The following is a 24,800-nucleotide window of genomic DNA, read 5'->3' on the forward strand; positions in this document are numbered from 1 at the left end:
TCTACTCTCTTCGGGTCAGGGCCTCGACGGCCTCCATCATGGGCCGCACGTTGACATGATCCGTGTACGCGCGTGCGTTCACCTTTTCCGTGTGCCCGAAGTAGGCGGCGCGGATGTCCGGCCTGAGGTGGGGTGCCGTGATCGTGTTGAGCGCACCACGCCAGGCGTGCGAGCGCACCTTCGCTAGGAAGGCCAGTTCCTCGCTCTTCGTCGCCACACCCTCGTAGTATTCCCGGACCGCCTTGTGGACGCCTGCCTTGTCCCACGGCCTGCCGGAGGTCGGTTGGGGGATCACCAGGGCATCGTCCTCACCCCTGCGAGCAAGGAGCCTCTCGCCGACCTCGGGCACGAGCACGGGGATGGTTCGCCCGACCTTCGTCTTCGAGATGGTCGCGGGCACGGTCACCCAGACCGTCCCGTCGGCCTCGCTGACGTTGGCCCACGTGATCTGCCGGGCTTCGGAGGCTCGCAGGCCGGTGGCGAGTTGAAGTTCGGTCATTTGGATGATCCGCGCGTGCCGGGCCTTCGCCTCGGCCTTGTGCGCCTGGGGCACGTTCTCCTTGCCCGGCATGGGCGAGTCGGGGTCATCGGCGAGCACATAGTCGAGGAAGGCCCTCCACTCGGCCTGAGTCGGGAAGTATTTCTCTTCGCGGTCCTCAGCCCTCAAGAAGTCGAAGGACATTCCCCGGATGGGGTTCGAGGGCACGACCTGATGGACGATGAGTTGGCCGAACACGTAGTTGGACACGACGGAGCGGGTCTGTCTGGCCGTCTCGGGACCGATCTCCTTGGAGATGACCTTGAGGGTGCGGATGAGCGAGGAGGCGCTCGTGGCGGCGCCGATCGACTTCCCCAGCGTGTAGCGCCGATAGTGGGCCAGGACCTCCAGGTAGCGCGCCCTCGACGCCTCGGAGAGCCGCTTCTCCTTGATGACAGGCTCGACCTCACGGTCGAGGAAGTCCGTGATCGAGTCGGCAGGGCTCCACGAGGTCGTCACACCGGAGGTCGCCCTCTTGATCTGCTCGGCCTTCTCGTAGGCCCTACGGCGGGCCTCGCCGACCGTCCGCGCCTGTGTCCGCTTCGCGTGGAGACGGCCCTCGAAGTCGCGTACGCGCCAGCGCAGTTCATAGCCGGTCTCGGTCTTGCGAGGCGTGACCGACTTGATTGTGTCCTCGCCCGGTTGCAGTTTCGCTCTCGCCATACCAAAGAGAGTAGATTGTTACGGTAGGTTGTGCAATGGAGGCCACAGTTGTAGACTGGGGGTGCACCGGATGGTCCGGTGCGGTTGCCCTCGTGGGATCGCGGCCCACGTTGGAGTGAGCGGTTCGCTACCGCCCGCCGGTAAGCCCCTGGTGCCGGTGCGATGTTGATAAGGGGCAGGCCGCACGGGGCCATTCGTGAACCGCACCGTGCAGGAGCCGCAGCCGGGAGACCTCCCCCGGTTCGGTGAGGAGCCTCAGGAGGTCCCGCCCAGGCTGGAGACGACGCCTTCCTGGGAGTATCGGTCGGGGACATCGCCATCGTTGAGATCGCAACCTTTGCTACCCGCAAAGGAACCTCCGATGACTACCCCTACAATCACGGCACAGTTGCCGACCTCCCCTTATCTCCTGTCCACGGAGCAGGCCGGTGAGTATCTCGCCGTCTCGCCAGACACACTGCGCACCTGGCGCTGCCGTGGACGCGGACCTGCCTACGTGGCCGTTTCGGCCCGTAACGTCCGTTACCGCGTTGAGGACCTCCGCGCATGGGCTGATGCCCACCTCGTTGGGGGTGGTCGTCGATGACCGGCACCGCCTCCATCACCGCCAGTCAGCCTGTGGGCACCGTTGGGGTGCCCCAGCGGGGTGCGGAGGAAGAGCACTCGCGTGACGATAAGGCCTTATCTTCACGGAGCACCCCTTCGATTCGCCTGGAAGACCAGGCGAATCTCGGACTGGCGGCAGCCCCCTATGGGGTAGCCCCCGTTGCCGCCGCTGCCGCCAGTGCGGTCGCGGCAAGCTGGTCCGCCACCGAGGCTCGCGACACGGCGACCTCGAAGAAGCACCCGGCAGAGTTCACAGTGCTGACCCGGACGGTCGCGCGCTCGGTGTCAGGAGCTGGATCGACGTTCCGCGATTACCCGTCGATCGAGGCGATGGGCGCGGGCGGAGCGCCGGGCATCGTCATCGGCTTCGATACCGAGTTTGTGGGAGCGGACGAGCTGGACCCTCAGCGGGGATGGATCGGTGAGAGCGAACAGGTCGCCCGGAGGGTGATCTCCTACCAGTTCGCCGCACTCGATCCAACCGACGACACACGGCTGCGACTCGCAGTGGTCCTGCCCCATGAGTACCCAGGCCCCGTCGGCGTGCGCGTCGCGAGGCTGAGCTTTGAGAGGGCACTCGAAATCGCGATCACGGCCCTCGGCCTGCACGAGCACCCTCTCGCTCAGGGGTGGAGTGAGAAGGGCGTGCCCGACTCTGACTGTGTGGACTCTAAGGGCGTACGCCGCCCCTCAGCGTGGTATCGCAAGGGCTGTCCGTCCAGGGCGCTGCCCCTCACCCTCGTCGCGCATTTCCAACACGCTGATCTGACGACCTTCGTCGACAAGCGCAAGGCGGTGAACACCTGGAACGAGGCCTACCCGAGCAGGGCACGGAAGGTGTCCGAGCAGGCTGGGCATGAGTCCCGTCGCGCTCGTTGGCTCGACAACGCTGCTCCTGACATCCTGCGTGCCGTCATCAGCGCCTCCGCAGGGATGGTCAGCCCCACCCCGGTTCGGCTCATCCTCGACGGTGACAACTGGCGTTGGAAGCGCCCGGTCGAGGTCTCGATCAGGGACACCATGGCCCAGTCTGGGGCTGTGAGCCTCAAGGTGCTCGGCGACTCGGTCGGCGTCCCAAAGCTTGACGTGCCCGGCGACTTCATCACGCGCATGGACGACTATCTGGCTGAGTACCCCGTCGAGTTCCTTGAGTATGCGGCCAACGACGCCGTCATCGCCCTGGAATACGTGACCGCGCTCTATGGGCATGACCGCTCTTTCCCGCTGTCGCTACCAACGGGTGCAGCGGCGATGATGCGCAGGCACATCACCAAGCAGCTGTGCGGTGGAGACATCGTCGAGCAGGTGCACGGCGAGGTCCTCGGGACCTCTTCAGCCACGTTCAACGGCGTCTTCGGTGGTCTGACCAAGATCGACAAGACCGTCGACGCCACGACGAGCCACGAAAACGAGCTCGCCTACTACCGCAAGCGTGAGCTGGTGCCCCTGGATGGGGCCTCGGCCACGTGGAGCCACTCTTGTGCGCTGAGCTTCAGGGGTGGGTACAACATGTGCTCGGAGATCGGGTTCTTTCCCCAGGAGACGCACGACTTCGACCTGATCTCCTGCTATCCCACGAGCTCATCAACGATCCTCGACGTGGACTTCCTCGCCGACGGTGGGGTCATCGAACGGACGGTGAACAACCACTCTCTGAGCCTTGACAACTTCACGGAACTCGGGCCGCTCACCCCGTTCGCCGGCTTCGTCTCCTTCGAGTTCCCGAGGTCAGTTGCCTACCCGTGTCTGCCAGTCCCGCTCGACGGCTCGATGGTCTACCCAAGGTCCTCGGGTGGGGCTCGGGGTGTGTGGGCGACTGGGCCGGAGGTGTGGCTCGCGTTGACTCTCGGCGCTGATGTGAGTTGCCAGATCGGCCACTTCGCCCGTGTCCGTCGAGTCGTCGAGGAACCATCCCGGCTCCTGCGCGGTGCCTATCAACAACTCCTCGACGACCGTGCTCGGGCGAAGGAGGAGTTCGGCCCCAAGTCCTTCGAGCAGGGTGTTCTCAAGCTCATGGGCAACTCCCCATACGGGAAACTCGCTCAGGGAGTGATGGGCCAGCGCGGCTGGAATGCCTGGGCTCAAGAGCGCGACGACGTAGGTGGGTCCGCTATCACCTCCCCCTACCACGCGACCATGACGACTGCCCTGGTCCGGGCTGTCCTTCTCGCGACCCTCAACCAACTGCATGATCTCGGGTACTCAACGCCCTCGTGCACGACCGACGGCTTTATTACGGATGCACCGCTGGGCGTCGTTGATGGTCTCGACCTCTTCGGTCTCGCTGAGCTGTGGCGAGAGTCCCGTGAAGCGCTGACAGGGTCTCGCAACATGTGGGAACGCAAGCACCATCAGCAGGACCTCCTCAACATCACCACGCGAGCGAACTTCTCCCGTGAGCCGAGCGGTGTGCTCGCACACGGGGGGTACAAGCTCCCCGAGGGGATCGTTGAGGACTCGCAGGAGGATCGCGATCTGATGTATGAACTCATGGTCAGTCGTGACGGGGCCCTGCCGGTCACAATGAAGGTCTTCCCGTCCGTTCAGGAGCTCACCCGCACCGAGCACCGTCTCGACTTCGCTCCCAAGATCGTCGACAAGCAGTTGACCATCGAGTTTGATCGCAAGCGTCGACCCGTCCGGGACGGCATGACGGCCCACCTTGTCGAGGTCGGCGACGATGTCTACGAGGTCGCACACGTCCACACCATCCCATGGGAAGACGCCCAAGAGGCGATGCTGGGCCGTTCGGTCGATAAAGGTCTCAAGCGCTTCGACAAGGACCTCGGCGAGGTTGTCTGGGAGAGGTCTCCGGTTAGGCGCACTCGGGATCAGTGGAACGACTATTTCGACCGGCTTGATGCCCTCCTCGATGAGGACGGTCGGGTCTGCGAGGCCGAGCGCCTCGACCGCATCAGTAAGGGAATCGTCATTGCCCACCGCCAGGGTGTCATCACGATCCCCTGGCTGGACTCCACCGCGCCGCTGGCTGAGCGCCTTGACGCATTTGAAGCCTTCGGGCTCCCCCGACCGAAGGAACGGTTCTGGAGCCATGCGCGCTCGAAGGTCGAGAGGCAGATCGAGGTCGAGCTCGATGAGATCGCGCCCTACGTGGAGGAGATGCTGCTCGTCGACCCACTCTCCGAGGAAGGAGAGCTCTCATGAGCTACATCCTCGGTGGCAAGTCCTTCGAGACCGCGACGGCGGTTGCCGATTACGCGCGGATCGTCTTGCATCGCGCGGTTCCCGGTTTCGCTGTGGAGGGCGAGGACGCTGCGTTCGTCGCGGACCTCTTCTCTCATCATCCCGAGGCCCGTCGCAAGGCAGGGCCCGGCATCGCGTTCTTCTATGTCGGCACCGTGCCTGACTGGGGCACAAGGAACTTCCTCTTCTTTAGGAGCGACGGTACATACGACAACTTCTCGATCAAGAAGTGCATCGAGTCGATGAAGAAACAGACCCGGAAGCCTGAGCGGCTTCGCCCCACCGGCCGGGATGGGCGCCTGCACCAACCCCTCAAGGAAAAGGAATACCAGCATGAACAACCGCGATCACGCCCTCGATGATCTCCTTGCCAAGGAGCGCGCCGCCTATCAGAAGCGTGTGCGTCGCCTACGCGAGCAAGCACGAAAGGACGAGGAGCGCCTGGCGTTGCGCACCGCGCACCTCATCCGAGACAAGCACCCCGACACCTACCAGCGGTTCGAGGAAGAGGCTCGCCGTCTCCTCGCCGAGGAGCGAGCGACGCGCTCGTCTCGCGCGAAGGCTGCCTCGACCTCAGAGCAGCCGGTGCAGGGCGATGTCCGGGCCGATGAGCAGGAAGGGGGCGATGCAGCATGACTAGCCTGTACGACCCGATGTATGAGGCTCGGAAGGCGCTGCGAGAGGCTATGCGGACCCAGCGGGCTCGGTCGCTCGCGTCCGCCCCGCAAGGGGTCGGCGCGGCGCCCTCCCCTCCGCCCGCAACGAGCGCAGTGAGTGAGGACGGAGGCCAGCGGAACGACGTCAGACACGAGGGCGTCATGCCCGCAGTGTCTGACAAGTTCCCTGCTGGCCGACCGGCGTTCACACCACAATCACTGCCCAAGCAGGCGGGTGGGGACACCGATCCCGGCGGTCGCTCGAACAGGATCACTGTGCGACTGTCCGGGGCCGAGCACGACGCGATCATGCGGCGTGCGATGGCGCTCGGCGTGAGGCCGAGCTCGTGGGTGAGGGCAGCCGCGCTCCATGCGCTGAATGCCTCGAACCCGCTCCCGGAGGCGGTGCCCCAGGCTCCGGCTCCGGGTTCGCCCGACGTTGCCCGCGCCGTCGAGCAACTTCGGCGGGTGGGCGTCAACCTCAACCAGGCGCTTCGGCGCGGTTCGGTCGTTGACGATGCCCGCGTGCGTGACCTCGCACGCGCCGTTGACGAGCTGCGCCGGTCGCTCGGAGATGGGACGGTGATCGGGACATGAGCACGATCAACGTCAAGTCTTCGAGGTCCGCCGCTTCGGCGGTGAACTACGTGCTCTACGGTTCGGATGCGAAGGTGCGCTCTTTCCTTCATCGGGAGGGGCGCACCCGTGCCTCTGCGCTCACTGTCCACACGGCAGACGGCACGGCCACCCCTGAGCAGTTCCTCGCCCGCGCGCAAGCCTTAGCGAGACTGCACGGGCGCAAAGTCGAGGCCTACACCTACGTCCTCGCCTTCCATCCGGACGAGTTCGACGTGACGAAACCGGAGGACATGCAGCGGGTGTGTGAGGTCGCGCAACACCTCACCGAGGCGATGCACTCGGCGGACTACCTCATCGCCGTTCACACCGACGCGAGAGGCCACCACGCACACGCGCATATCACCGTGACGAACCACGACAACCTCACCGGGAAGGCACTCACCCGCTACACGAGTTGGAGGCACGGCCTACGCCAGCTGAACGATCAGATCATGAGGGAGGAGGGCCTCCAGGTACTACCGGACCCTCAGCGTCCGAAGCCCGAGTGGCTCCAGCGGCGGGAGGACTTCACTGCCGGAGGCTTCGAGCAACGCCTCGGTGACATCGTCAACGATGCGCTCACCGATCCGCGCTCGATGGACCGGGCATCGTTCGAGCAAGTCCTCGCCGAGCAGGACGTGCGCCTCGCGGTCACTAACCGCGACGGTTGGTCGTTCAAGATGCGGCGGGAGGACAACGGCAAGATCGGCAGGAAGAAGGCCTCGGCTTTGTGCCCGGACTTCACTGCCGACAAGGCGAGCGAAGTCTTCAAGGCTCACGCCCAGCAGGCAACACCCGTGCCCGTTGTGCCGCTCATGGAGGAAGAGCAGGAGGGGAAGCCCGCCAAGCGAGCACCCGGCAAGGAGGCACCGCCGGCTCGGATTACAACAGCAGCCGAACGGTGGCGTGGACGCTTACCTGAGATCGTCGAGGACGAGCCCGATGTCGACCTCAGCCTCTGAGCCGGACAACATGCTCAACAAACAAGTGCTCCCGGCGACCATATCGGTCGCCGGGAGCACTTCCCGATCGTCGTTTCGACATTCACAGTTCGATCCCCACACCCTCGCTCTCTGCTCCAGCGTCCAGCTCAGACTCGAGCAGCGCCAGCCGCGCCTGCCGCAGATTTGACTCAAGCCTGCGCTTGCGGATCCGCCTCGCCGTCTTGCAGACTTCGCCATCCTTGAACGCCTCGTCCGCGTTGCAGAACTTGACGACCTCGGCGAGCTGCCCATCAGACAGGCCTTCAAGGTTGTAACGGACGAAGTGGACCGGCCTGAAGAGCGCATGATCGAGGACGCGGACGAACTTCTCCGCATCGTGCATTTCCGCCATGATTCCTCCCTTTCTCGCGAATTGCTTGCACAACAATTATCGCCAATCGAACAGGTGTTCGACAAGCCGAAATTAATGACATTCTGCGAGTTTCGTCCACACTCCTCCTCCACGTGATGGTCAGTCACCAGCGTCAGCAGGCTCAGCTCGTTGGCGCGACTCAGCGCCCCGGTGCTGTTCGTCCCCGCGTCGCACGTGATGACAGCCTTGGCATCAGGATGAGCAGCGACGACTGCATCGATCACCTCAGGTTGTATCTCGTGGCCGAGGTGGTAGTCGGGCACGTGCAGGCGCACGTCCATGCCCAGCTCGGAAAGCCCTGCGTACAGGATCATCCCGGCACAGATGCCGTCGGTGTCGAAGTCGGGGACGACGACGAGTGGCATCTGACGAACTCTGAGGTACTCCAGAGCGGCACACATGGTGTCGATGTCCTGGAGCAGCGGGTGGGAGGGGTCGTTAACCTCGGCGAGGTACTCGTCGGTCCATCCCATGCGTTCACGGACGATGCTGAACAGGTCCAGGCCGGTGGGGCCGGAGGTGAGCTCGTCGATGTCCAGAGGTTCAGACGGCGGTGGCTTTGTCATGGTCATGGGAGTCCTTACTCTTCGTAGCCGAGGATGGTGAGACCGAACTCGATGGCGGCGCTGTGTTCAATGCGACAGCCTCGGGCTTTGGACCAGCCAGGGCACATGTAGATCACCTCGGCGTGAGATAACCTCATGAGGGCCTTCCCCATGTGCCACAGAGCGGGGTTGGTGATAGTCTCATCCGGTTCGTCGGTGTATTGGAATGTGGTGTCGTACGCATCTGGCAGGATGTCGTAGCCCGCAGCGGTGAGTTCTGCTTCGGCGGTTTGACGTGCGGTGCGCACTCGGTCGGGTTCGATACCTCGCATGGGCTGGGAAATGACGGCATAAGTCATGATGGTTCTTCTTTCAGTGTCGGAACCATGAACTGGTTCCACTCGGTTGACATGATGGGTTGGTTGGAACTATTACCCGGTTCCGCTCGGTTGATAGATGCGTAAAACGCACCCACGCCCACTGGGTGAACCAGTGGGCGTGGGTGGTGATCGTGGTGGCTGGCGAATCTCAGTTGCAGTAAGCCTGGCCTTCGATGTACCAGCACTTACCGGGAGTCGTGTCCAGCTCTCCGCTGGTGTCGCCCCAGTCAATCATCGTGTCCCCACCGCTACCGGACGAGCTGTTGCTGCTGTTGTTCGAGGGAGCAGGCGCAGGGGCGCTGTAGGACCCACCACCCGAGTAACTGGAGGACGAGCTGCCGCTGTAGTCGCTAGAGTAGCCAGAGCCACTCCCACCGGAGTATTCAGAGGTTTCACCAGAACCAGAAGCAGCCTGAGCGGCAGTAGTCTCAACAGCCTTGGCATCCTGGTACGCCTTGATGGCGTCCTTGAGAGCCTGGGTGGCGGTGTTGACCTCGGCGGTCTTGGTAGCGACCGTCTTGGCCTTGTCGATGGATGCCACAGCCTCGTCGTAGGTCGAGGTGGTCACGGTCGTGGAGACACTGTGCGACTCAGCCTCAGTGCTCTTGAGTGCGTCATAGGCGGCCTTGACGGTGGCATCGCTCTGGAGGGCAGTGTCGCCGTCCACGACGGCGAGCTGGTCGGTGGCGTCCTTCTGAGCAGCAGCCAGGTCAGTCTTGGCTGTGTCCATGGAGGTCTCTGCCTCCTCGGTCGCCTTGTCGAGACGGTACTTCTCGACAGTCTCGGTGAAGGTCGCCGTCTGGGTCTTGAGAGCATCCAGGTCGGCCTGACGAGCGCCGGTGAGAGTCGTCAGCGCGGTGAGTGTCTTGCCATCGGAGCACTGTTCGGGAGCGGTGTCCTTACTGTGCTCTTCGGCCTTGCCGAGAGCGTTGTTGAGGTCTGTGATGGCCTTCTGACCCTCAGGAGACAGCGGGAAGTCGTCGGTGTGCTCCAGACGCTTGCCCTCGCCAACCTTGACGGAGGCATCAACGCTGTCCAGAGCGTCATGGGCCTCGCCTACGGCCTTGCTGAGGTTGTCCTTCTGGTCGGTGAAGACCTTGCCCTGGGCCTTGCAGTCACGTTCGACAGTGTAGGCGCGGTAGGCAAAACCGCTCCCCACTCCGGTCAGGATGAGAGCGAGGACTGCGATGGAGGCGATGATCTTTGTTCGCGTGGTCCAGTGCTTTGGGTTGAGACGGTGGGTGCTTGTCGTAGAGCGTTTGTTTTGGTCATTGTGCTGTGGGGGTGTCACTGAGGACTCCTGTGTCGCAGGGTTTTAGTAGGGGTGATATCCAGGTGGGTAGATGATATCTGGGCTTGTTTGGGCAGCGTGTGCGGCAGCGGCTGCTGCCGCGTATTCTGCATCACTGATTTCTTTGAGCTTTGGGCGGATGTATCGCTTGATGAACAGAATCGACCAGACCAGTGAAATTATCACAGCAGCAAGGACTATCCAGGGAAGTGCTGATACGAGGGCCTGTGTTTCTTGTTCACTTCCTACACCCACAATCCGCATACTTGCGTAAAGCAAGACCATCCAAGCGATCAAGAACGAGATGGGAAAGTGCGCGACTGCCATGAGCTTCAAGCGAATCCGGCGACTCTTGACCGCAGCCGCCCCGAGTGCGACGCCACCGAGCATTAGGCCACCGGTCATCAAAACCGCACTCTTCGCTGATTGTTCGAGACCGTTGTGCATGGTCTCACCGAAACTTGGTGTGCGTGGTTCAAATCTGAGTTTCATGTTTTCCTCTAACAGTTGCACCTTGTTCTACCCGCGCCGTATTTCAACGGCGCGAGGTGCGGATGCTGCGGCCGCGATATTTTGACCTTGAGTACGGATCTCACTAATCGTCGCCGCCTGCATCGCGGTATTGATCATGGTGGACATCACTTGAAGGCGCTGCATTCGCTTCTGCTCTTCGATGATCTGCTGCTGGCCACGTTCCATCCGCATCCGGTGCTGCTCTTCCTCAAAGAGATTGATCGCTTCCGGCAAAGTGGTGGCACGGTAGTTGTCCACGAGGGTGAACAGGTAGGTGACTATACCCTCATCAAAGTACTGATTTGGGAAGACGCCGATGTACTCGTTTTGAAGTGCACGACTCAACTCGTTCATACGTTGAGAGATCGCCAATGCATTCTGTTCGATGACAGCATTGGCTGCCATCGCCACACGATTTGATTCCTCGGCTCGCACGTTGAAACTCGCAGCGCGTTTTCTTGAAACAAAGGCAACGACAAGACCAACCACAATCCCTATGAGGATGGCCGCTCCGGTCACAATAGCAATGAGAACGGGCGGGAAGAGGAGGAACTGGACGACGAGGAGGAATAGGTCTGCCACGAGCAGCGTTGCGAGAAGTTGGCGGGCAATGAAGGTTCGATCCGAGATGACGACAAGAACCTCGTTGGTTCTACGAAGCTTGAAAACCTTCCAAATCATTTTCGTCAGCGAATACGCCACAGCGATGAACACAGCCGTCATGACCACCATCGACACCAGATCAGAAACTCCGAGGGCGAGATAGAACAGCTCGATAAACACACCCACAAAGGCAGTGATCACCAACAACTGATCGTCTGAGGCAACCGCCCCCCTCGACTGGATGAGTGGGCGATACCCAGACAGCACCTGCCGTTTTTGGGCATCCAACAGCCTGAGGTCTCGAAGTAGGTCACGAAGGCGTGCCAACCAGGGTTGGAGGGCGTCCCTTCCCTGAGGAACACATGAAGACATCTTTCTCCCTAAATAGGTTGCACCTATGGTCATCTCCATTACGCGACAGACAACATCATAGGGGAACCAATGCGTTCCCGGTACTGATAAGTACCTGGAACGCCTCAGTGCCACTAACGACGATTGACAGGGTGAGCGGCAAGCCGACGAAAGTCCTGCGTAAGGCGCTCGGTGCCAACGTGCGTACCGAGCGCCACCGCCGCGCCCTCACCCAGGAGAGTCTCGCCGAGCAGCTCGGGATCACACCCCGGTACCTCGCCGCGATCGAACGCGGCGAGCGCAACTTGACACTGGATTCGATCGAAGCGCTTGCCGCACAGCTCGACGTCGATCCTCACTCGCTTTTGGCGTGCCCGTAGCGGAGGCGCAGACTCGCAGGACTCGGTGCGATTGCAGCTGCCACCGCCGCCCATGACAGGCCCTCGAAGGCGACGAGCTCGCGCACATGGACGGCGATCACCTCGTCCACTGCATCCCGCAGGAGAGCAAGGTCCCGCAGTTCAGCCTCCCCTAGAGACAGGTTGGGATCGTCGGCGTCAGAACGGAACGCGGCCACGTAGGCTCTCGCACGGCCATAGTCGCTCATGCCCGCCCCCTCAGCAGTCCCGGAACACACGCACGCCGCCGTCAGGGACATCAAGCACGGCGAAGTCGTAACGGCAGTCGCGCTCATAGGCATCCCAGTCGAAGTATCTGATCGCTTCCTCGGTCCAGCCGTAGAACAGTCCGCAGTCCTCGGCCCAGGACTGCACGAACTCACGAAACGAACCCCAACAGCCCTGGTTAGCCTCCTCGAACTCGACCACTGAGGGGGTACCGTTGACGTCGAGGGAACGCGAGCAGTGCTCGCACCAAGCGAGCAGGGCGGGCCACTGGCTATCCCCAACCTCGGTGAACAACTCGCCCCAGGCAGCGGCCTCATCCTGGGTGACCTCGCCAACCCCGGCAGGCAGGTGCTCGGAATCCAGGCCGAGGACCTCCTCGCAGCCCTCACGGACGTTCTCGGCGCCTCCATGGACCTCAGCGAGCGAAACCTCCTCGAGGCCATCGCATGGGAACCAGGCCCCGACCAAGCGCCCCTCGTTGTAGCAGGACAAACAAGCGAGCCAGACGGCGGGACGAACAGCAGTTGAAGTAGTCATCATGACCTCCCGAGTAGGCGGAGGCCGGACTGCGGCAGTCCACTCGGGAACAGGACGCTCACGGGACAGCCCGACCTCCAAGAGGTCTCCCGGACCCCGCCAGGGGTCTGATCCCAAAGCAAAGAGAGTAGATAAAAGAGTAGATCGGGGTCCCGAGCGCTTCCGCAACTCGGAACCCCGACCCGTTTCCCCTGGTAAGCCAGGGATTTAAGTGCCCCCGAGACGATTCGAACGTCCGACACCCGCTTTAGGAGAGCGGTGCTCTATCCCCTGAGCTACGAGGGCGCGGCGCGCGGACGGACCGCGCGCGCATGGGGGAGTCTACCAGCCGAGCGACGGCGGGTCCGCCGACGGGCCCGAGCGCCCCCGTCCGCGTCCGTCGGGCCCGCGGGCGGGGGCTCGGATTCAGCGCCTCTCCCAGTCGGGGGCCGACGCGCTCTCGGCCGCGGCGAGGTGGTCGGAGGGGACGACCATCACCGGGCACGTCGAGTGGGAGATCACCGTCTGCGAGGTCGATCCGAGGAGGACGCCCGCCAGGCCGCCGCGGCCCCGCGTCCCGACGACGACCAGGTCGACGGCGGTCGAGAACTCGACGAGGAGCGACGAGGGGGTCCCGTCGAGGGCGTGCCGGGCGACGTCGATGCGGCGCCCGGCGAGGGCCTCGTCGATGGCGGCCCCCATCCCCTTGCGGACGTCCCTGAGGAGCCCGGCGTGGTCGGCGCCCGTCGGCATCCACGCGACCATCGTCGCACCCGTCTGGATGGGGATGGCCGAGACCGCGGTCAGGCGCGCGTCCCACGTCTGCGCCTCGTCGATGGCCCGTCGCAGGGCCGAGGAGGGGACGTCGGAGCCGTCGACGCCGACGACGATCCTCTCGACGGGCATGAACTTCTTGCCGGACGTGTGCTTGGGGACGATGACGACGGGGCATTTGGCGTGGGCGGGGAGCGCGGACGAGACCGTGCCGAGGAGCCGATCGGCGAATCCGCCTCCTCCTCGCGATCCGACGACGACGAGATCGACCTCGCGGGACATCTCGACGAGGACCCCGGCGGGGTCGCCGGGCTCGATCGACCCGGAGACGATGGAGCCGCCGTGAGCGCGGGCGTGGTCGACGGCCTCGTCGACGACCTGCTGGGCGCCCCGCCTGAGGGCCTCGTCGTCGAGGATCGCGTACCCGCCGTCGAGGGCGGCCGCCGAGTATGAGGCCAGGGCGTAGGTGCACAGGACGTGGATGCGCGCTCCGGTTCGGGCGGCGCGGCCTGCGGCCCAGGAAACGGCGGCGAGGCTCTCCGTCGAGCCGTCCACGCCGACCAGGATGACTTCGGTGGAACCCATGATGTCCTCCTCGTGATGTGAGTCACTCTTATTGTGCCTCATCATCGCCGATCCGGTGAACGCCTTCCCCGGAAAAGGCCGGGGGCTCGTCGACCGGACGGTCGACGAGCCCCCGAAAGGAAAGAGAAAGCTCAGTAGCGCACGTAGTAGCCGCCGCCGCGGACAGCGGACACTCGCGAGAGCGCGCCGGGGACGGTGGCCTCGACCATCTGCCCCCCGCCGATGTAGATCGCCACGTGACCCGGGTAGGCGACGATGTCGCCGGGCTGCGGGTCCGACACGATGGTCCCGCCGGCCGCCTGCGCGGACGACGAATGCGGGAGGTTGATGCCGACCTGGGCGTAGGCGTACTTGACGAGGCCCGAGCAGTCGAGCCCGGCCAGGCTCTCCCCGGCGTAGACGTAGGGGATGCCGGTCAGGGCCAGCGCGATCGACGCGATGTCGGAGCCGGCGGCGTTGAGGGCCGCGGCCGCGCCGATCGTCGACGCGCCGTCGATCTCCGCGCGGGACTCGGACCGGTCGGCCGCCTGGGCGGCGTCCTCGACGGCCGGCTCAGCGGCCGGGCCCTCGGCGGTCGCCGTGATCTCCTCGAGGTCCCACGCGATGTCGGGGACGTCGATGGTCATCACCGGCTGGGCGGCGACGGTCATCGGCTCGACGGCGCGAGCGGGGGCGGTGGGCGCCTCGGTCGGGGCGGCGTTCGCGGCCCCGCCGACGACGGCGGTCAGCGCCAGGCCGGTGACGGAGGCCAGCGCGACCGGGCGGACGGCGCTCATGGAGGTAATGGTGTCAGCCAGTTCAGTGACCGGAGCCATCGGACGGCGGGCCATGCGATGACGCGGAGCGGGTTGAGCTGTAGTCACGTGTGGTTTTTCTCCCTGTTGAACCTACGAGGTCAGCTGTCGGATTCGGGCAGGAGAGCCCGGCTCGGTTTCCCGAGCTTCACCCCAAGGCCCTGTCGGGCCGAAGATGGTTCCCCCGTGTTGGACCGGATGTCCCGCACTCCTCACGGTCCAACCTCGGTGGATGAGGAGCGGGGTGGTCGATCGACCAAGAGCAAGAGTAACGACTCCCGAGCCGAATGTCACGCGACGGTAACGACACTGTGTCGTGTCCGATAACCGGCCCCGCCGCTCACTCCTTCTCGACGAAGAGATGGGGGGACAGGGCGACGGGAATCGTCACGTACCCGGACACCGCGCCGGCCTCGTCGATCGCGCTGATCCGCACGACGTCGCCGTGGACCGACAGCCCCACCCGGGCGCCCGGGACGAGGCCGAGTTCGGCGAAGGACGCGATGAGGCCCTCCTCGGCCTGAATGGGCTCCCCGATGCGAACGATCCGCATGATGAGATCGTCCGGGGTGCGCACCGCGATCTCCACGGACTCCCCACGGCGCTCGAGGCCCGCGCCCGGAACCGGATTCCCATAGGGGTCGACATCGGTGGTCTCGAGGAGATCGACGAGGCGCGTCTCGACCCGATCCGACATCACGTGCTCCCACCGGCACGCCTCCTCGTGGACGAGCGCCCAGTCCAGGCCGATGACGTCGAGGAGGAGGCGCTCGGCGAGGCGGTGCTTGCGCAGGACGTCGGTGGCCAGACGACGGCCCTCCTCCGTCAGGTCCAGGCGCCGGTCCCCCATGACGTGCAGCAGCCCGTCGCGCTCCATGCGCGCCACCGTCTGGGAGACCGTCGGCCCGGAATGGCCCAGCCTCTCGACGATCCTCGCACGCAGGGGGGTCACCCCGTCCTCCTCCATCTCGAGGATGGTCTTGAGGTACATCTCGGTGGTATCGATGAGGTCGCCCACAATGAGCTCCTTCCAGGCGCGCGCCGATCCGTGGTCCGACCAGGATATGCCGGGCCGAGGAACCTCTCACGGGAATGGCCTCCCGGCGCCGAAGACCGCCGTTAGAGCCGCCCGTTCCGACCGGAATATGCGCATCGGTCCCGTCATCGAATTGCGCGACGCTACATTGGGGCCATGCCTGAGCTCCCCTCGATCCCCCCGCGCCTGCTGCCCGCCGACGGCCGTTTCGGATCCGGGCCCTCGCGGATCCGCCCGAGCCACACGCGAGCCCTCGCCGCCTCCCCCCTGCTCGGCACCTCCCACCGGCAAGCGCCCGTCAAGGGCCTCGTCTCGTCGATCCGCCGCGGGCTCGGCGATCTCCTGCGCGCCCCCGACGGCTACGAGGTGGTCCTGGGCAACGGCGGGGCCACCGCCTTCTGGGATGCGGCCTGCGCGAGCCTGATCCGCGAACGAGCCGCCTTCGCCGTCTTCGGCGCCTTCGGCGCGAAATTCGCCGACGAAGCGCGGCGCGCCCCCCACCTCGACGATCCGATCGTCGTCGAGGCCCCCGCCGGGCGCCTCGCCCGCCTGAACGGCGACGAGGACGCGGACGTCTTCGCCCACCCCCACCACGAGACCTCCACCGGCGTCGTCTCGCCCGTCGAGCGCCTCGGGCCGGCCGACGCCCTGACCCTCGTCGACGCCACCTCGATCGCCGGGGCCCATCGGGTCGACCTCGCCCAGACCGACGCCTACTACTTCTCCCCGCAAAAAGCCCTCGGATCCGACGGGGGGCTGTGGATCGCCGTCCTGTCCCCCGCGGCCCTCGACCGGGCCCGGGAGCTGTCACGGGCCCCAGGCCGATGGGTTCCCGCCTTCCTCGACCTCGACGCCGCAGCGCGCAATTCCCTCAACAACCAGACCCTCAACACCCCCGCGATCGCCACCCTCGTCCTCCTCGACGAGCAGATCCGCTGGCTCCTCGGTCTCGGGGGGATCGAGGCCGCCGCCGCGCGGGCGGGCGCCGCCTCCGACCTCGTCTACCGGTGGGCCGAGGCCTGCCCCCTGGCCCGCCCCTTCGTCGACGACCCGGCGCTGCGCTCCCCCGTCGTCGCAACCGTCGAATTCGACGCCTCCGTCGACGCCCGCGCCATCGCCGACCACCTGCGCGCCCACGGGATCGTCGACCTGGGCGCCTACCGGGGGGTCGGCGACAACCAGATGCGCATCGCGACCTGGCCGTCGACGCCGACGGAGGACGTCGAGGCGCTCCTCGCCTGCCTGGATTTCACCCTCGCCGCCATGGGCTGACCCCGCGCCGCCGCGGCCGCCTCAATCCGTCTGGTTCGCCAGGCGCTCGACGGCGGCCGCCTCCTGGGACATCCGCGCCCGCTCGACCGGCCCCTCGAACACGATCGGCCGGCGCCGCGAATGCGAGAGCCGCACGTGCACGTCCCAGTGGATCATCGCCCACACCCCGCACAAGACGGCGACGAGCAGCGACCCGATGCCGCCGACGAGGATCGACCACCGGGCCCCCCACTGCTCGCCGATCCACCCGACGAGGGGCGCCCCGACCGGCGTCGAGCCGAGGAAGATCATCGTGTACAGGCTCATGACCCGACCCCGCATCCGCTCGTCCGTCGAGATCTGGATCGTCGCATTCGCCGCCGTCACCATCGTCAGCATCGCCAGCCCCGTCGGGATCGAGGCGGCCGCGAAGGCCACGTAGGTCGGCGCGAGGCCCAGGAGGATCTCCAGAACCCCGAAGAGGGCGGCCGCGACGATGATCATCCTCAGCCGGGGATGGGCGCGCCGGGCCGCGAGGAGCGACCCGGCCAGGGCGCCGACCGCCATGCACGACGAGAGGAGGCCGTACTCCCCGGCCGCCTTGCCGAAGACCTCGGTCGCCATGAGGGCGCTCGTCATCTGGAAGTTCATGCCCAACGCGGAGACGACGGTCACCGTGCACAGGATCATCAGGATGTCCGGCCGCGCCAGGACGTAGGCGACGCCCTCGCGGATCTGGCCCTTCGCGCGGGGGACCGCCGTGCGGGCGACGAGGAGGTCGCGGCGCATGAGGGCGAGCGCGGTGATGGGGGCGGCGAAGAACAGCGAGTTGGCGACGAGGACCCATCCCGTGCCCACGGCGTCGATGAGCAGGCCGGACACGGCCGGGCCGATGAGGCGGGCCGCGTTGAACGCCGTCGAGTTGAGGCCCACGGCGTTGGCCAGGGAGTCGACGGGGACCAGTTCGGAGACGAACGCCTGGCGCGCCGGCGAGTCGACGGCCCCGGCAACCCCGCCGATCAGGGCGAGGACGTAGACGTGCCACAGCTGGGCCGTCCCCGTCAGGACGAGGGCGCCGAGGATCAGGGCGCACGCCCCGGTAGCGCCCTGGCAGGCCTGGAGGATCCGCCGCCTGTCGAGGCGGTCGACGAGGACCCCCGCCCACGGGGACAGGAGGAGGATCGGGAGGAACTGGAGGGCGGTGACGACGCCGATCTGCGTCCCGGAATTGTCGGTGAGAACGGTCAGGACGAGCCAGTCCTGGGCGACGCGCTGCATCCACGACCCGGTCGAGGCGATGAGGCTGGCGAAGAACCAGAGCCGGAAGTTGACATGGGACAGCGACTGGAACGTCCGGGACACGACGGTCCACCTCCTGGGGTGCGGGGATCGTCTCCGAGGATACGAGGGACCCGCGGGAGGCGCTCCCGCGGGTCCGTCGTGCGGAATCGGCGATTCAGCCGAGCAGGGCCTGGATCGGCCCCATAAGGAAGTAGACGACGAAGAGCGCGCCGACGAGCCACATGATCGGATGGATCCTCTTCGCCTTGCCGCTGGCGACCATGAGGATGACGTGGGAGATGAAGCCGACGCCGATGCCGACGGAGATCGAGTACCCGAACGGCATCAGGGCGATCGTCAGGAACGCCGGGATGGCCAGTTCCGGGGCCTTCCAGTCGATGTCCGTGACCTGCGTCATCATGAGGAAGCCGACGAACACGAGGGCCGTCGAGGCGGCCTCGGTCGGGACGACCTCGACGAGCGGGGCGAGGAACGTCGACAGGAGGAAGAGGACGCCGGTGACGACCGAGGACAGGCCGGTCCTGGCGCCGTCGGCGACGCCCGACGCGGACTCGACGAAGGAGGTGTTCGAGGAGACCCCGCCGACGCCGCCGGCGACGGCCGCGAGGGAGTCGATGAGGAGGATCTGACGGGTCCGCTCGGGGTTGCCGTTCTCGTCGAGGAGGCCGCCCTCGGATCCGACGGCGACCATGGTCCCCATGGTGTCGAAGAAATCGGCGAGCATGAGCGAGAAGATCGTCAGGCACACCGAGACGACGCCGAGCGTCGAGAAGGCCCCGAGCATGTCGACCTTGCCGAGGGTGTCGAAGACGGGCAGGGCGATCGGCGATCCGGACAGGGCCGGGACGGTCTGGCCCCAGCCGGTCGCGTTCTCCTGAGAGCGCAGGCCGAGGTGCCCGAAGGACTCGGCGAGGACCGCGATGACCGTGGCGACGGCGATGGCGATGAGGACGGCACCGCGCACGTTGCGCACGTAGAGGACGAACATGAGGAACAGGCCGACGACGAAGACGAGGGCCGGCCAGCCGGACAGGGAGCCGGAGATGCCGAACTCGACGGGGGTGGCGCCGGCGCGGACGATGCCGGCGTTGACCAGGCCGATGAGGGCGACGAACAGGCCCAGGCCGACGGTGATCGCGGTCTTGAGGTGGGCGGGGACCGCCTTGAAGACGGCCTCGCGGAAGCCCGTGAGGACGAGGAGGGTGATGAGGATGCCCTCCCAGGCGATGACGCCCATCGCCTCCCCGTAGGACAGGCCCGATCCGAGGACGAGGGTGAAGGCCACGAGGGCGTTGATGCCCAGGCCGGCGGCCAGGGCGAGCGGGTAGTTCGCGACGACGCCCATGAGGATCGTCATGACGCCGGCGACGAGGGCGGTGCCCGCGGCGATTCCGGCGCTCGTAATGGAACCATCCTCGGGCAGTGCTGCACCGAGGATGGCGGGGTTGACGACGAGGATGTAGGCCATCGCGAAGAACGTGACGACTCCTCCTCGGATCTCACGGGCGACGGTCGATCCGCGCTGCGTGATGTGGAAGAAACGGTCGATGGACTGTGCGGCCGATGATGGGGATGAGACGGCCTTGGTGCGTGTGCTCACAGGTTAATCGTGCACGGCGATGACATCCGGTGGCAAAGGCGTTCACCGTGACATTCGCCGCTTCCACCGACGCGCCCGCCGGTCCCCGGTCGGGCGATCCTAGGTTTTACCGGGCGGACTCGTCCGTCCCGCGGTCGCGGGGCATCGGCTCGGAGTCGATCGCCCCGTCGTTGATCCGCGAGGGGCGCACCGGCCAGGCGGTGCCGGTCTTGGGGACGTCCGTCTCCGAGTGGGCGCCGCACGCGTGGTCGAGGCTGACGACGCGCCCGTCGTCGGGGGCCCACTCGTTGGCGCACACGCCGAAGATCGTCCTCATGCCGCCGGCCATCTTGAGGAGGAACCCGCAACTCGAGCACGTGCTGCGGGGCCTGCGCCCGCGCTCGGGACCCTGCTCGGAGCGGTACCAGCGGGCGATCGCCTCGGCGCGCCCGTGCGCGGACAGGACGCGCGGCCTGCCGAGCCCGAGTTCGCGGATCACCGGCAGATCCGGGTCGTCGCCGGTGTCCTCGAACCCCTGGTCGAGGCGCTCGTCGTCGACGACGTAAGGGAGGACGTCCTCGCGGGTCAGGTCGCCCGGGCGCAGCCGATCCTCCCAGGGGACCCATTCGGGGGCGAGGAGCGCGCCCTCGCCGGGCGTCAGGTCGACCTCGCAGACCGTCGCCGTGCGCCCCCGGGGCACACGGGCCACGGACACGGTCCAGCACCACCCGGAGTACCCGGGCTCGGTGCAGGCGAACCAGTGGGTCCCCAACCGGTCGGCGTCCATGGTGAAGGCGATATGGTCGCCGACCTCGCGCGGATGGGCGATCGACCGCGCGGCCTCGCGGGCGGTCTCGACGGCGGCCTCGAGGACCGCGTCCTTCTTCACTGTGCGCGTGCGCGCGGTCTTCTCAGGCATCGAAGTCCTCCGCGACGGCGCGCAGCACCTTCGCGATCATCTCGGCGTTGTCGGGGTATTTGCCGCGGCGCAGCGACCCGGAGGAGCCATCGAGAAGCTTGATGAGGTCCTCGACGACACCGACCATGGTCTCCGGCTTGCGGCGGCGGTGCTGGGCGATGGAGGCGGGCTGTTGGAGGATCCTCACCGACAGGGCCTGGGGGCCCTTGCGGCCATCGGCGACGCCGTACTCGACGCGCGTGCCGGCGCGGGGCGCGGGAGCGTCCTCGGGCAGGGCGGAGGCGTGGAGGAACACCTCGACTCCGTCGTCGCCCCCGATGAAACCGAAGCCGCGATCGGCGTCGAAGAACTTCACCTTGCCGGTCGGCATGGCCGCCTCCCCTCCGTTGTCGTCGTCCGCCCCGCATGGGCGTCCCCCCATGATACGGGGAGCCGGGGCGCCCCGGCTCCCCGGGGACGCGTCCTCCGCGCGGGCGCGGCGACGACTTGCGGTCCCCCGACGGGCCCGAGCCGCGTAGGCTGGGCGCGACAGGCCCCGCCAAGAGCCACGCAAGAGCCAAGGAGGACCCGTGACCCGTATCCGGACCGCGCCCCGAATTCTCGGGGCCGCCCTCGTCAGCCTGTTCGCCGCGGCGGCCCTGGCCGTCCCCGCCTGGGCCTCCTCCCCGGTGACGGTCTCCGACCCGGTGACGGACCCCGAGGGGTTCCTCTCCGCCGACCAGGCGAACTCCGTCGTCGACGCCGTCGAGGACGCCGCCCACGAGGGCGTCGACCTGTACGTCGTCCTCGTCCCCGACCTGTCGGGGGCCGAGCCCGTCGCCTGGTGCGAGCAGGTCGGGGTCGGCTCGCGCTTGGCGGACTCCTCCATCGTCTACGTCATCGCCTACGAGGAGCGCCAGCACACGACGTGCGGCAACGTCGACGGGGCCGTCACCAACGCCCAACTGACGTCCGCCATGGCCGATGCGAAGGACGTCCTCGCCAAGTCGACCCCCCTATCCCCCCAGGCGACGGCCGAGGCGGCCTCCACCCTCGCCTCCTCCCTTCGGGCCGCCGCCGCAGGCGCCCCCTCCCCGACGGCGCCCTCCGCCGACGGATCCGGCTCATCGTCGTTCCCCATCCTCCCGATCCTGGGGATCGTCGCCGCGGTCGCCATCGCCGTCGTCCTCCTCGCCTCGCGCAGGCGGACGAAACAAGGGATCGCTCGGGACGAGGCCCGGACCGCCGCGCAGGACGAGACCGCCGTCGACCTGGCGAACCGCCGCCTCCTGGAGGCCGACGAAATGATCCGCAGCGCCGACGACGAGCTCGCCTACGCGCGCGCCCAGTTCGGCCAGGGCCGAACCGACCCCTACGCGCGCGCCCTCGACGCCGCGCGAACCGCCGTCTCCGAGGGCTTCGCCCTCCAGGCGCAGATGAACGACCCGGCCCTGGCCGCCGGCCGCGGGGAAACGGCCCGCCGCATCCTCTCCGCCCTCGACGCCGTCATGCCCGGCCTCGTCGAGCGCCAAGAGGAGTTCGCCCGACTGCGCGATTCCGAGGCCGGGGCCGCCGAGCAGGTCGCCGACATGAGGACGCGGATCGCCGAGGCCCACCGCGATCTCGACCTGGCGCGCACCGAACTCGCCTCCCTGACCGGCCTGTACCCGGCGACGTCCCTGGCGTCGCTCATGGACAACCCGGAGCAGGCCGAGGCGCTCCTCGCGTCGGCCACCGCTGCCGCCGACCGCGCGGACGGCCTCGTCCCCACCGACCCGGCGGCGGCCCTGTCCTCCATCGACACCGCGCGCCGGGCCCTGGCCATGGCCCACCACCAGATCGGCGCCATCACCGGGGCCAAGGACGACCTCGACCGGATCGAGGAGTCGCTGACCGCGGCCATCGCCTCGATCACCTCCGACATCTCCGACGTCACCCACCTGGGCGCCGACCCCGGCGCCTTCGCCCCCCTCGTCGCCGACGCCTCGGCGGCCGTCGAGGCCGGACGGGCGGCGCGAGGCGCCGGCGCCGACCCGCTGGCCGCCCTCGAATCCCTGCGGCTGGCCGAAGCGGCCCTCGACGCCGCCCTCGAGCCCCTGCGCACCGCCGAGGAGGCGCGGGCGCGCAAACTGGAGGCCGCCCGCCGCGAGGTCTCCGACGCCGCCGGGGCCGTCGCCGGCGCCCAGGCGCACATCCAGGCCCGCCGGGGGGTCATCGGCCTCGACGTGCGCTCCCTGGCGACCCGGGCCGAGCAGGCCCTCGCCGACGCCCAGCGCCTCGTCGAGTCCGACCCGGACGCCGCGATCCCGCGCGCGCGCGAGGCCCGCTCGCTGTCGCAGCAGGTGCTCTCGGCCCCCGCGTGGGCGGACCCGAGCGGGTTCGGCGCGGGCGCGCCCGGCACCGCCACCGGGTCGACCCTGGGCGACGCCCTCATGTGGTCGGTCCTCCTCGGCGGGGGCCGCCACTCGGGGGGCGGCTCGCACGACTCCGGGTTCGGCGGAGGCTTCGGGGGCGGGTTCCCCGGCGGCTTCGGCGGAGGCTTCGGAGGCGGTTTTGGAGGAGGATTCGGCGGAGGGCGAACATCGAGCTTCTGACCGCGGGAACCTATTGGGCGCGCCCGCGCTCGGATAGACTCGTGGGGCAGCGCGGTCCCCGCCGTGCAGTCCTCGTCATCGAAGGAGCCACTTATGGCAGAGAAGCAATCGATCCTCGGCCGCATCGCGCAGCTCGCGAAGGCCAACATCAACGCGCTCATCGATCGCGCCGAAGACCCCGAGAAGATGCTCGACCAGCTGATCCGCGACTACACGAACTCGATCGCCGACGCCGAGACCGCCGTTGCCCAGACCGTCGGGAACCTCCGCCTGGCCGAGAAGGACCACGCCGAGGACATCGCCGCCGCCCAGGACTGGGGGCGCAAGGCCGCCGCCGCCTCCGCCAAGGCCGACGACCTGCGCGCCTCCGGCGACGCCGCGGGCGCCGACAAGTGGGACGGCCTGGCCAAGGTCGCCCTCGGCAAGCAGATCCAGTTCGAGTCCGAGGCCAGCGCCGCCGAGCCGATGATCGCCTCCCAGACGGAGGTCGTCGACAAGCTCAAGTCCGGCCTGGCCCAGATGAAGGACAAGCTCGCCGAGCTGCGCTCCAAGCGCGACCAGCTCGTCGCCCGCCAGCGCAGCGCCGAGGCACAGGCCCAGGTCACCGACGCGATCTCGTCGATCAACGTCCTCGACCCCGCCTCCGAGCTGTCCCGCTACGAGGAGAAGGTCCGTCGCACCGAGGCCCTCGCCCAGGGCAAGGCCGAGGTCGCCGCGTCCTCGCTCGACGCCCAGTTCGCCGAGCTCGAGACGGACTCCTCCGACCTGGAGATCGAGGCCCGCCTGGCGGCCCTGAAGAAGACGAACTGATCCGGCCGACCGGTCGGATGGATGAGGGGCCCGCGGATCGCGGGCCCCTCATCCGTTGTCCCCTGCGAATCACAGGAACTCGAAGGGGTCGAATTCGTCGATGTCGATGATACGCAGGCGCGGGAGCGTGACCTGGAACGCCTTGACGTCGTACTCGAGGTCGATGATCTCCAATCCCCGCTCCTGCAGGTCCTGGAGCTGGGACGACAAGAACTCCCTGAAGCACATGATCGCCACGCGGCGGCCCTGGTCGAGGAGCTCCTCGACCTGCGGGAGGAAGTCGACGTCGTGGCTGGCCAGGATCACCGACCCGGACTCGAGCTGGCAGATCGCCTCCATCGTCCGCTGGAGGCCGACGTCGACGACCTTGACGTCCTCGGGGCCCGACAGGGGGATCACCGAGTAGTCCATGGCGGTCAGCGCCTGGACGAAGCCCATCGGGAGGAATCCCGACGACGCGTTGAGGAAGAAGAGGCCCTTGGCCTCCTCCCCCCACTGCTCGCCCGCGGCCTCGAGGACGCGGTCCCAGCGCGGGCGCTCCTCGGGATTGGGGCGCCGGTCGAGGACGGACAGGCCGAGCGTCGCGTCGATGTTCTCCCCGTCGATGACGAGGTAGGTCATGCCGTTGTCTTTATGGGGGTTCTGCTCGTTAATGGTCATGCGAGCAGCCTATCGGCCCGGCGAGGCGTTGAGGAACGGCGCCGTTTCCAG

27 protein-coding genes, 1 tRNA gene, 1 pseudogene and 1 riboswitch are annotated in these 24,800 nt (G+C 67.0%); of the genes and pseudogenes, 11 read left to right on the forward strand and 18 right to left on the reverse strand.

The genetic code is table 11. The features are described from left to right. Position 1 precedes the first annotated feature (1 nt). A complete protein-coding gene (locus M3T53_RS00395) occupies positions 2 to 1,201 on the reverse strand; it encodes a tyrosine-type recombinase/integrase (RefSeq protein WP_272432446.1) in 1,200 nt (399 codons plus the stop codon). A gap of 361 nt (positions 1,202 to 1,562) precedes the next feature. Here M3T53_RS00395 and M3T53_RS09825 point away from each other — a divergent pair, with 361 nt between their 5' ends. The 6 genes from M3T53_RS09825 (at position 1,563) to M3T53_RS00420 (ending at position 7,247) form a co-directional block, all read left to right on the forward strand. Next, positions 1,563 to 1,787, forward strand: coding sequence for a helix-turn-helix transcriptional regulator (locus M3T53_RS09825; protein ID WP_442866909.1), 225 nt, complete (start codon positions 1,563 to 1,565; stop codon positions 1,785 to 1,787). Next, the gene (locus M3T53_RS00400) at positions 1,784 to 4,972 is read left to right on the forward strand and encodes a hypothetical protein (protein ID WP_272432448.1); all 3,189 of its coding nucleotides are present in this window, start codon (positions 1,784 to 1,786) and stop codon (positions 4,970 to 4,972) included. The genes M3T53_RS09825 and M3T53_RS00400 overlap by 4 nt, the downstream gene beginning before the upstream one ends. Further along, positions 4,969 to 5,373 (forward strand): DCL family protein, encoded by a 405-nt coding sequence (locus M3T53_RS00405; RefSeq protein WP_272432449.1) that lies wholly within the window; start codon positions 4,969 to 4,971, stop codon positions 5,371 to 5,373. Before M3T53_RS00400 ends, M3T53_RS00405 begins: the two co-directional genes overlap by 4 nt. Further along, positions 5,345 to 5,647 carry a hypothetical protein gene (locus M3T53_RS00410; RefSeq protein WP_272432450.1) on the forward strand — a complete coding sequence of 101 codons (303 nt, stop codon included), beginning with the start codon at positions 5,345 to 5,347 and terminating at the stop codon, positions 5,645 to 5,647. Before M3T53_RS00405 ends, M3T53_RS00410 begins: the two co-directional genes overlap by 29 nt. 191 nt (positions 5,648 to 5,838) lie before the next feature. Further along, entirely contained in the window at positions 5,839 to 6,264 is a 426-nt protein-coding gene (locus M3T53_RS00415) for a plasmid mobilization protein (protein ID WP_272432451.1), read from the forward strand. Next, positions 6,261 to 7,247 carry a relaxase/mobilization nuclease domain-containing protein gene (locus M3T53_RS00420; protein ID WP_272432452.1) on the forward strand — a complete coding sequence of 329 codons (987 nt, stop codon included), beginning with the start codon at positions 6,261 to 6,263 and terminating at the stop codon, positions 7,245 to 7,247. Before M3T53_RS00415 ends, M3T53_RS00420 begins: the two co-directional genes overlap by 4 nt. Before the next feature lie 82 nt (positions 7,248 to 7,329). Here the strand turns inward: M3T53_RS00420 and M3T53_RS00425 are convergent, their stop codons facing one another. Both M3T53_RS00425 and M3T53_RS09830 read right to left on the reverse strand, forming a co-directional pair. Beyond that, complete coding sequence (locus M3T53_RS00425; protein ID WP_272432453.1) at positions 7,330 to 7,620, reverse strand: hypothetical protein; 291 nt, start codon at positions 7,618 to 7,620, stop codon at positions 7,330 to 7,332. Between the two features lie 92 nt (positions 7,621 to 7,712). Next, a pseudogene (locus M3T53_RS09830) lies at positions 7,713 to 7,955 on the reverse strand (DHH family phosphoesterase); the annotation flags it as partial. Here M3T53_RS09830 and M3T53_RS00430 point away from each other — a divergent pair. Continuing rightward, on the forward strand, positions 7,839 to 8,234 hold the full coding sequence (locus M3T53_RS00430) for a hypothetical protein (RefSeq protein WP_272432454.1): 396 nt from the start codon (positions 7,839 to 7,841) through the stop codon (positions 8,232 to 8,234). The pseudogene M3T53_RS09830 and the gene M3T53_RS00430 overlap by 117 nt on opposite strands. On the opposite strand, the gene M3T53_RS00435 is transcribed toward M3T53_RS00430, so the two are convergent. From M3T53_RS00435 to M3T53_RS00450, 4 genes are all read right to left on the reverse strand, one after another. Continuing rightward, positions 8,222 to 8,545 carry a DUF4406 domain-containing protein gene (locus M3T53_RS00435; RefSeq protein WP_272432455.1) on the reverse strand — a complete coding sequence of 108 codons (324 nt, stop codon included), beginning with the start codon at positions 8,543 to 8,545 and terminating at the stop codon, positions 8,222 to 8,224. The two genes, M3T53_RS00430 and M3T53_RS00435, sit on opposite strands and share 13 nt — an antisense overlap. A gap of 169 nt (positions 8,546 to 8,714) precedes the next feature. After that, entirely contained in the window at positions 8,715 to 9,857 is a 1,143-nt protein-coding gene (locus tag M3T53_RS00440) for a hypothetical protein (RefSeq protein WP_272432456.1), read from the reverse strand. Between the two features lie 24 nt (positions 9,858 to 9,881). Continuing rightward, the gene (locus tag M3T53_RS00445) at positions 9,882 to 10,349 is read right to left on the reverse strand and encodes a hypothetical protein (protein WP_272432457.1); all 468 of its coding nucleotides are present in this window, start codon (positions 10,347 to 10,349) and stop codon (positions 9,882 to 9,884) included. 27 nt (positions 10,350 to 10,376) lie between these two features. Continuing rightward, positions 10,377 to 11,177: a hypothetical protein gene (locus tag M3T53_RS00450; RefSeq protein WP_272432458.1), complete on the reverse strand. Its 801-nt coding sequence runs from the start codon at positions 11,175 to 11,177 to the stop codon at positions 10,377 to 10,379. A 299-nt stretch (positions 11,178 to 11,476) separates the two neighbouring features. On the opposite strand from M3T53_RS00450, the gene M3T53_RS00455 reads away from it, so the two are divergent. Continuing rightward, entirely contained in the window at positions 11,477 to 11,704 is a 228-nt protein-coding gene (locus M3T53_RS00455; RefSeq protein WP_272432459.1) for a helix-turn-helix domain-containing protein, read from the forward strand. On the opposite strand, the gene M3T53_RS00460 is transcribed toward M3T53_RS00455, so the two are convergent. From M3T53_RS00460 to M3T53_RS00485, 6 genes are all read right to left on the reverse strand, one after another. Beyond that, entirely contained in the window at positions 11,680 to 11,931 is a 252-nt protein-coding gene (locus tag M3T53_RS00460) for a hypothetical protein (protein ID WP_272432460.1), read from the reverse strand. The genes M3T53_RS00455 and M3T53_RS00460 overlap by 25 nt on opposite strands. A gap of 10 nt (positions 11,932 to 11,941) precedes the next feature. Next, positions 11,942 to 12,490, reverse strand: a complete 549-nt coding sequence (locus tag M3T53_RS00465; RefSeq protein ID WP_272432461.1) for an antirestriction protein ArdA — start codon at positions 12,488 to 12,490, stop codon at positions 11,942 to 11,944. A 209-nt stretch (positions 12,491 to 12,699) separates the two neighbouring features. After that, positions 12,700 to 12,772, reverse strand: a tRNA-Arg gene (locus M3T53_RS00470). Between the two features lie 120 nt (positions 12,773 to 12,892). Further along, a complete protein-coding gene (locus M3T53_RS00475) occupies positions 12,893 to 13,825 on the reverse strand; it encodes a universal stress protein (RefSeq protein WP_272432462.1) in 933 nt (310 codons plus the stop codon). A 131-nt stretch (positions 13,826 to 13,956) separates the two neighbouring features. Further along, on the reverse strand, positions 13,957 to 14,601 hold the full coding sequence (locus M3T53_RS00480; RefSeq protein WP_272432463.1) for a C40 family peptidase: 645 nt from the start codon (positions 14,599 to 14,601) through the stop codon (positions 13,957 to 13,959). Between the two features lie 93 nt (positions 14,602 to 14,694). After that, positions 14,695 to 14,829, reverse strand: a riboswitch (cyclic di-AMP (ydaO/yuaA leader). A 130-nt stretch (positions 14,830 to 14,959) separates the two neighbouring features. After that, positions 14,960 to 15,637, reverse strand: coding sequence for a metal-dependent transcriptional regulator (locus M3T53_RS00485; protein WP_272432464.1), 678 nt, complete (start codon positions 15,635 to 15,637; stop codon positions 14,960 to 14,962). A 174-nt stretch (positions 15,638 to 15,811) separates the two neighbouring features. On the opposite strand from M3T53_RS00485, the gene serC reads away from it, so the two are divergent. Beyond that, positions 15,812 to 16,927 carry a phosphoserine transaminase gene (gene serC, locus M3T53_RS00490; protein WP_272432465.1) on the forward strand — a complete coding sequence of 372 codons (1,116 nt, stop codon included), beginning with the start codon at positions 15,812 to 15,814 and terminating at the stop codon, positions 16,925 to 16,927. A 21-nt stretch (positions 16,928 to 16,948) separates the two neighbouring features. On the opposite strand, the gene M3T53_RS00495 is transcribed toward serC, so the two are convergent. From M3T53_RS00495 to M3T53_RS00510, 4 genes are all read right to left on the reverse strand, one after another. Then, entirely contained in the window at positions 16,949 to 18,268 is a 1,320-nt protein-coding gene (locus M3T53_RS00495) for an MFS transporter (RefSeq protein WP_272432466.1), read from the reverse strand. A gap of 94 nt (positions 18,269 to 18,362) precedes the next feature. Continuing rightward, entirely contained in the window at positions 18,363 to 19,808 is a 1,446-nt protein-coding gene (locus M3T53_RS00500) for an NCS2 family permease (protein WP_272432467.1), read from the reverse strand. A 106-nt stretch (positions 19,809 to 19,914) separates the two neighbouring features. Further along, on the reverse strand, positions 19,915 to 20,706 hold the full coding sequence (locus M3T53_RS00505; protein ID WP_272432468.1) for a DUF3027 domain-containing protein: 792 nt from the start codon (positions 20,704 to 20,706) through the stop codon (positions 19,915 to 19,917). Next, positions 20,699 to 21,076 (reverse strand): cold-shock protein, encoded by a 378-nt coding sequence (locus M3T53_RS00510; RefSeq protein WP_272432469.1) that lies wholly within the window; start codon positions 21,074 to 21,076, stop codon positions 20,699 to 20,701. The genes M3T53_RS00505 and M3T53_RS00510 overlap by 8 nt, the downstream gene beginning before the upstream one ends. Positions 21,077 to 21,275: 199 nt before the next feature. On the opposite strand from M3T53_RS00510, the gene M3T53_RS00515 reads away from it, so the two are divergent. Further along, entirely contained in the window at positions 21,276 to 23,279 is a 2,004-nt protein-coding gene (locus tag M3T53_RS00515) for a TPM domain-containing protein (protein ID WP_272432470.1), read from the forward strand. Positions 23,280 to 23,372: 93 nt separating this feature from the next. After that, on the forward strand, positions 23,373 to 24,089 hold the full coding sequence (locus M3T53_RS00520) for a PspA/IM30 family protein (protein WP_272432471.1): 717 nt from the start codon (positions 23,373 to 23,375) through the stop codon (positions 24,087 to 24,089). Between the two features lie 69 nt (positions 24,090 to 24,158). Here M3T53_RS00520 and M3T53_RS00525 read toward each other — a convergent pair whose 3' ends face one another. After that, on the reverse strand, positions 24,159 to 24,749 hold the full coding sequence (locus M3T53_RS00525; protein ID WP_272432472.1) for a nuclease: 591 nt from the start codon (positions 24,747 to 24,749) through the stop codon (positions 24,159 to 24,161). Between the last annotated feature and the right edge of the window lie 51 nt (positions 24,750 to 24,800).

Origin of the sequence: Actinomyces sp. B33, assembly GCF_028437565.1 — a bacterium.
Lineage (GTDB): Bacteria > Actinomycetota > Actinomycetes > Actinomycetales > Actinomycetaceae > Pauljensenia.

Excerpts from the sequence above, each read along its gene's own strand:
- M3T53_RS00405 (WP_272432449.1), top strand. The coding sequence starts at position 4,969 with ATGAGCTACATCCTCGGTGGCAAGTCCTTCGAGACCGCGACGGCGGTT.
- M3T53_RS00475 (WP_272432462.1), bottom strand. The coding sequence starts at position 13,825 with ATGGGTTCCACCGAAGTCATCCTGGTCGGCGTGGACGGCTCGACGGAG.
- serC (WP_272432465.1), top strand. The coding sequence starts at position 15,812 with ATGCCTGAGCTCCCCTCGATCCCCCCGCGCCTGCTGCCCGCCGACGGC.
- M3T53_RS00460 (WP_272432460.1), bottom strand. The coding sequence starts at position 11,931 with ATGAGCGACTATGGCCGTGCGAGAGCCTACGTGGCCGCGTTCCGTTCT.
- M3T53_RS00510 (WP_272432469.1), bottom strand. The coding sequence starts at position 21,076 with ATGCCGACCGGCAAGGTGAAGTTCTTCGACGCCGATCGCGGCTTCGGT.
- M3T53_RS00420 (WP_272432452.1), top strand. The coding sequence starts at position 6,261 with ATGAGCACGATCAACGTCAAGTCTTCGAGGTCCGCCGCTTCGGCGGTG.
- M3T53_RS00465 (WP_272432461.1), bottom strand. The coding sequence starts at position 12,490 with ATGATGACTACTTCAACTGCTGTTCGTCCCGCCGTCTGGCTCGCTTGT.
- M3T53_RS09825 (WP_442866909.1), top strand. The coding sequence starts at position 1,563 with ATGACTACCCCTACAATCACGGCACAGTTGCCGACCTCCCCTTATCTC.
- M3T53_RS00425 (WP_272432453.1), bottom strand. The coding sequence starts at position 7,620 with ATGGCGGAAATGCACGATGCGGAGAAGTTCGTCCGCGTCCTCGATCAT.
- M3T53_RS00525 (WP_272432472.1), bottom strand. The coding sequence starts at position 24,749 with ATGACCATTAACGAGCAGAACCCCCATAAAGACAACGGCATGACCTAC.
- M3T53_RS00505 (WP_272432468.1), bottom strand. The coding sequence starts at position 20,706 with ATGCCTGAGAAGACCGCGCGCACGCGCACAGTGAAGAAGGACGCGGTC.
- M3T53_RS00480 (WP_272432463.1), bottom strand. The coding sequence starts at position 14,601 with ATGAGCGCCGTCCGCCCGGTCGCGCTGGCCTCCGTCACCGGCCTGGCG.
- M3T53_RS00430 (WP_272432454.1), top strand. The coding sequence starts at position 7,839 with ATGAGCAGCGACGACTGCATCGATCACCTCAGGTTGTATCTCGTGGCC.
- M3T53_RS00520 (WP_272432471.1), top strand. The coding sequence starts at position 23,373 with ATGGCAGAGAAGCAATCGATCCTCGGCCGCATCGCGCAGCTCGCGAAG.
- M3T53_RS00435 (WP_272432455.1), bottom strand. The coding sequence starts at position 8,545 with ATGACTTATGCCGTCATTTCCCAGCCCATGCGAGGTATCGAACCCGAC.
- M3T53_RS00395 (WP_272432446.1), bottom strand. The coding sequence starts at position 1,201 with ATGGCGAGAGCGAAACTGCAACCGGGCGAGGACACAATCAAGTCGGTC.
- M3T53_RS00400 (WP_272432448.1), top strand. The coding sequence starts at position 1,784 with ATGACCGGCACCGCCTCCATCACCGCCAGTCAGCCTGTGGGCACCGTT.
- M3T53_RS00445 (WP_272432457.1), bottom strand. The coding sequence starts at position 10,349 with ATGAAACTCAGATTTGAACCACGCACACCAAGTTTCGGTGAGACCATG.
- M3T53_RS00410 (WP_272432450.1), top strand. The coding sequence starts at position 5,345 with ATGAACAACCGCGATCACGCCCTCGATGATCTCCTTGCCAAGGAGCGC.